At 37.2% G+C, this 3,510-nt stretch carries 4 protein-coding genes; 1 reads left to right on the plus strand and 3 read right to left on the minus strand.

Going from position 1 to position 3,510, the window contains the following annotated elements; translation table 11 throughout:
* Positions 1–126 precede the first annotated feature (126 nt).
* Positions 127–639: a DUF3231 family protein gene (locus ACIFOT_RS31985; RefSeq protein ID WP_430072920.1), complete on the minus strand. Its 513-nt coding sequence runs from the start codon at positions 637–639 to the stop codon at positions 127–129.
* A gap of 303 nt (positions 640–942) precedes the next feature.
* On the opposite strand from ACIFOT_RS31985, the gene ACIFOT_RS31990 reads away from it, so the two are divergent.
* Complete coding sequence (locus tag ACIFOT_RS31990; RefSeq protein WP_430072923.1) at positions 943–1,497, plus strand: CBO0543 family protein; 555 nt, start codon at positions 943–945, stop codon at positions 1,495–1,497.
* A 510-nt stretch (positions 1,498–2,007) separates the two neighbouring features.
* On the opposite strand, the gene ACIFOT_RS31995 is transcribed toward ACIFOT_RS31990, so the two are convergent.
* Both ACIFOT_RS31995 and ACIFOT_RS32000 read right to left on the minus strand, forming a co-directional pair.
* On the minus strand, positions 2,008–3,282 hold the full coding sequence (locus ACIFOT_RS31995; protein WP_430072926.1) for an IS110 family transposase: 1,275 nt from the start codon (positions 3,280–3,282) through the stop codon (positions 2,008–2,010).
* A 45-nt stretch (positions 3,283–3,327) separates the two neighbouring features.
* Positions 3,328–3,510 (minus strand): hypothetical protein (locus ACIFOT_RS32000; RefSeq protein ID WP_430072929.1); only part of this gene is annotated, 183 nt, incomplete at its 5' end.

Raw genomic sequence — 3,510 nt, forward strand, 5'->3', positions numbered from 1 at the left:
TTCGTTCATATCAGTACATTTCTTCACAACTCTAAATTTAATTGATATGTTGCTTTTACCAATTAGCAATTCATGATTGTCGGGAGGCATAATAAAAAACACGGTTAGAAATAACTGTGCCCAAAATTAACAATCACCATGTTTATTTAGATGCAGTGGAGGTGGGACAAGCCATCCTTTTTCTTTATTTAAACGAAGCACTTTTGCTCCAAGGGCTACCTTTTGATTATGAAATTGAACGTACATCATAGCAACGTCTTCCCTGATGGATTTACCGATTACTTGGCTGCAAGTTACTAATCCGGCAGCAATATTAGCGGAAAGTGTAGCTGCAATTGCTGGATCTGGAATTCTTGCACCTACTGGAATATTCTCCAAACATGCATCTGGAGGCTCTGGAGCAGCAGGTGGTAAGCCCACACCGTTTTCTTTTAATAACTCTTCAACCTGTTTTTTTTCTTGCTGGTAAGTTTCAATTGCTTCTACTAATAACTTCTTTAAATCTTCATCACCTGCGTGGTTGATCATCGTTTGATAACCTGCAATCAGACTATTTCCGACTAGTTGAGAAGCCCAAATATCAAAGACTTCCCCGTAATGTAAAGGCTCATTCTTTGGATTTCCAGATAAAATTCCCATCGTTATCCTCCTTAGTGAATATGAAAATCTACTCATATTAAGTGCCACCTCTCTTTATGCACTTTAATAACTTTTCCTACACTAGAAAAGAATATAGATAATTTCTTTTAATAACTTTGTTAATTTTGTTAGCACTTATTAGCATAAGAAGAAAGGGGCTGCAACCATCCCTTAGATGTAATCTCGGTACTCATAAACGAGCTGCATTTATTACCAAGTTTAAGGGTGTGCACTAATAAATGTATATTTTTATAATAGTATCTAAACCTAAAGTAATACTATTGGATTGAAGCGAGTGATCATATGGAGAGTAAAGACAGCATCATCTCGATACAAGATAAAAATTATTATACGACCGAAGAATTAATTGACCAAAAGATAGATATTTGGCAAGAACATGTTCTTTTTTCTGGCTTATGGTGGTTTGGGGTTGCTCTCTCAATTATCCCTTGGATTATCTGGTTTCATATTAGAAAAAAACAAAGTACAGATCGGATAATGTATGTGGGTTTTTATATTATGGCAATTTCAACCCTGCTTGATATTTTAAGAGACCAAATAGGCATTTGGCATTATCGGTTTCATGTAATCCCGACACTTCCTACCTATTTCCCATGGGATGTTACGCTCATGCCTGTATCGGTAATGATTCTCCTGCAACTCTTTCCAAAAATAAACCCATGGTTTAAAGCAATATTTTTCGCACTTTTAACTTCCTATATAGCAGAACCATTTTTTGACTGGCTGGGCATTTATGAGCCAAATGCCTGGCGTTATAGTTATTCTGTCCCGATTCAGATTCTTCTTTTTATGAGTGCATTTTGGCTTACCCAACGGACTAAGTTTTCTCCATTGTAATGAAGGTACATGGATAATTTTTTCATTGGAAATACTCCTTTCTTGTAGCGAGTACAGGGAATTACCCTTATTCAACTCCCTCAGTTTAATACGAATATCTCTCGAATGCTCCCTTATTCGCAGGATTTCATAACCCTTGTAATTAGAGTTACAGTTAAATGAAATGAGTTCAGATCATTTTGGCTTCGTGAAGGCATAGTTAAATAAAGGAGTCAGCTACCGCTCCATATTTTACCATATAATGTACTTCTCCACGCCGCCCCTGGAGGCTTTCCCTCCCATGTCTCAACGGGTCAATTGCCCTCTCATTCCTTCGTCATGCCTATCCAAGGGGTCAAGGGGTGGAGGCCAGTTATGCTAACCTGATGGGTCAGTGCCCTTTTGTTGAACAAATCTGGTACTCCGTACATATTTGAAATCCTACGAATAAGCCAACATTCGATGTTTAAAGATTATTTATTTATTGGATTTTCCCCTTACGGGGAAAAAAGTCTAAGAATCTATTATTTCTTATGCAGCTATGGAATATAAAGGTTGTAATTTTTCTGGACAATTGGATTCATTTCTTTTGGCTATTCCTACAAATATACGGGCTAACTTTCCAACCAATTTCATAATCGATTTTATTTTCTTCATTTTTTTCACATTAACATTATGGGAGTGAATTGCTTTAAATTCTGGGTTATTCATCACAAGGCTCAATGTCGCTAAATAGAGGAATCGTCGTAGTCTGGACCTTCCACGTTTAGAGATGACAATTTGTCCTTTCCACTTCCCTGAACTTGCTTCAGCTAAGTGCAATCCTGCATGGCGAAGAAGGGAATTACCATGAGAAAAACTACTTAAATCTCCTGCTTCTCCTAATATACCAGCTAATGAAATTTCACTAACTCCTTTAATAGAAAGCAGTTTTTGTGCAAAAGGGATCTTATTTAATACGTCAATAACTTGCTTTTCAACTCTTTCGAGTTGTGTTACTGCTAAATCATACTCCTCTAGTAATTGTTCTAAATGAAATTTATACGCATCCAGAGCTTGTCTGGTTCCGACAGATCTTCTTGCAACCTGAATAAGTAATTGGGCTTTTTTTAATCCAGGCTGCCTCTTCATTTTTGACTTCCAACCTGTAATAACTTCATGTGGCTGCTTAGTCACTAACTCCATGGGGGTCGGGAATAGACGGAGGGTTGCGATTGCACCTTTAGCCGTAATATCTTTAAACACTTGTCTGAGTTCAGGAAAGACAATATCTACCCAACGATTTAATTGATTAATAGAACTTACAAGACGTTTAACTACTACATCACGGTTTGACATAAGGACTCTCAGTTTTTCGAATGATTCTGAAGTGTACCTAACAAAACTGTAGTAACCGTTTTTAACCATATCAGCGATAACTAAGGCATCTTTTTTATCACTTTTTGATTGAGTATTATCGCGATTTTCTTTATTCCTTTTCACTAAATGAGGGTTTACAGTTACTACCTCTGTATTTTGTTTAGATAACCATTTTGAAAGGTTGATCCAGTAGTGTCCAGTCGGCTCCATACCAACTATAACTGCATCTAAATTATTTAATTTTTTAAGATTATTGATCCATTTTAATAAATGACCAAATCCTTCTTCATTGTTTTCGAAGGCCAGTGGGTCTCCTACTACAATTCCGCGGAAATTTACAGCTCTAGCCACGTGTAATTGTTGGGCTATATCCACACCAACAACCAGATGTTTAACGGAAATTCTTTCTATTAGTTGATTTTGTTTGTCTTGCATTTTAAACTTCATATTAGGGTTCCTCCTTAAGGTTTTGAGTTAGAGTGGTGTCTATACTCATATCTTACTGAGGGACCCTATTTTTTTCAAAGTCGAAAAATAACGATCTACAGGAATGCTAAACTGCCCCGTTGGTACAAGAAAAAAGGAATCGCCGCAGCCATCCCACCTTAAACTCTTGCACCCGTTAGCCACCCATGCAGCGTAAAAATCGGCACTGCACCACAGAGAATGAAAATG

This window comes from Neobacillus sp. NRS-1170 (genome assembly GCF_050468025.1).